Annotated in this window: 1 protein-coding gene; it reads left to right on the forward strand. The window is 63.1% G+C overall.

From position 1 onward, the window contains the following. A partial coding sequence (gene lon, locus HP547_RS28470; RefSeq protein ID WP_172288831.1) for an endopeptidase La occupies positions 1 to 1,986 on the forward strand: 1,986 nt, incomplete at its 5' end. Positions 1,987 to 2,134 lie beyond the last annotated feature (148 nt).

Below are 2,134 nucleotides of genomic sequence, written 5' to 3' on the forward strand. Positions count from 1 at the left end.
GAAGTCGAATACCCGCGTCAACCCGCCGACCCGACCGACGAGGTCAAGGCGTACGGCATGGCGCTGATCAACGCGATCAAGGAGCTGCTGCCGCTCAACCCGCTGTACAGCGAAGAGCTGAAGAACTACCTCAACCGCTTCAGTCCCAACGACCCGTCGCCGCTCACCGACTTCGCCGCCGCCCTGACGTCCGCTACCGGCAGCCAGCTGCAGGAAGTGCTCGACTGCGTACCCATGCTCAAACGCATGGAAAAAGTCTTGCCCATGCTGCGCAAGGAAGTGGAAGTGGCGCGGCTGCAGAACGAGATCTCGGCCGAGGTCAACCGGCAGATCGGCGAACACCAGCGCGAATTCTTCCTCAAGGAACAACTCAAGGTCATTCAGCAAGAGCTGGGGCTGACCAAGGACGACCGCAGCGCCGACCTTGAACAGTTCGAGCAGCGTCTTGAAGGCAAGACCCTGCCGCCGCAGGCGCGCAAACGCATCGATGAAGAGATGGGCAAACTGGCCATTCTCGAAACCGGGTCGCCCGAATACGCCGTCACCCGCAACTACCTGGACTGGGCCACCGCCCTGCCGTGGGGCGTCTACGGCAAAGACAAACTCGACCTCAAGCACGCGCGCAAGGTCCTCGATCAGCACCACGCTGGCCTTGACGACATCAAGGAACGCATCCTCGAATTCCTTGCCGTGGGTGCCTGGAAAGGCGAGATCAGCGGCTCGATCGTGCTGCTGGTGGGCCCGCCCGGCGTGGGCAAGACCAGCATCGGCAAGTCCATCGCCGAGTCGCTGGGGCGGCCGTTCTACCGCTTCAGCGTCGGCGGAATGCGTGACGAAGCCGAGATCAAGGGCCATCGCCGCACCTATATTGGAGCCCAGCCCGGCAAACTGGTGCAGGCCCTTAAAGATGTCGAAGTGATGAACCCGGTGATCATGCTCGACGAGATCGACAAGATGGGCCAGAGCTATCAGGGCGACCCGGCTTCGGCGCTACTGGAAACCCTCGACCCGGAGCAGAACGTCGACTTCCTCGACCATTATCTCGACCTGCGCCTGGACCTGTCCAAAGTGCTGTTCGTGTGCACCGCCAACACCCTCGACTCGATCCCCGGGCCGCTGCTCGACCGCATGGAAGTGATCCGCCTGTCCGGCTACATCACCGAAGAAAAACTCGCCATCGCCAAGCGCCACCTGTGGCCCAAGCAGTTGGCAAAGGCCGGCGTGGCCAAGACCAGCCTCGCCATCAGCGACAGCGCCTTGCGCCTGGTGATCGAGGGCTATGCCCGCGAGGCCGGGGTGCGGCAACTGGAAAAGCAGCTGGGCAAACTGGTTCGCAAAGCCGTGGTCAAGCTGCTGGAAGATCCGGCTGCCAAGATCAAGATCGGCCCCAAGGACCTGGAAACCACCCTCGGCATGCCGGTATTCCGCAGCGAGCAGGTGCTGGCCGGCAAAGGCGTCATCACTGGCCTGGCCTGGACCAGCATGGGCGGCGCCACGCTGCCCATCGAAGCCACCCGCATCCATACCCTCAACCGTGGCTTCAAGCTGACCGGCAAGCTGGGCGACGTGATGAAGGAATCGGCTGAAATCGCCTACAGCTATGTCAGCTCCAACCTCAAGCAGTTTGGTGGCGACCCGAGCTTCTTCAACGAAGCCTTCATCCACCTGCACGTTCCCGAAGGCGCCACGCCCAAGGACGGCCCGAGCGCCGGCATCACCATGGCCAGCGCCCTGCTGTCGCTGGCTCGCGACCAGGTGCCGAAGAAAGGCGTGGCCATGACCGGCGAGCTGACCCTCACCGGCCAGGTGCTGCCGATTGGCGGGGTGCGCGAGAAGGTAATTGCCGCCCGGCGGCAGAAGATCTTCGAGCTGATCTTGCCGGAGCCTAACCGCGGCGACTATGAGGAGCTGCCCGACTACCTGCGCGACGGCCTGACGGTACATTTCGCCAAGCGCTTCGCCGACGTGGCGAAAGTGCTGTTCTGACCCGTACCGGCCTCTTCGCGGGCTTGACCGCGAAGAGGCCGGCACCGGCAACACAAAACCTCACCCGCATCGGCTATCCTCAGGCCATTCCCAGCCTCCGGAGCCAACATGACCGTCCCTCGTCTGCTCGTTCCCCTGAGTTTTACCC

It is taken from the genome of Pseudomonas sp. CM27, from assembly GCF_013179515.1.
In the GTDB taxonomy this organism is placed as follows: Bacteria; Pseudomonadota; Gammaproteobacteria; order Pseudomonadales; family Pseudomonadaceae; genus Aquipseudomonas.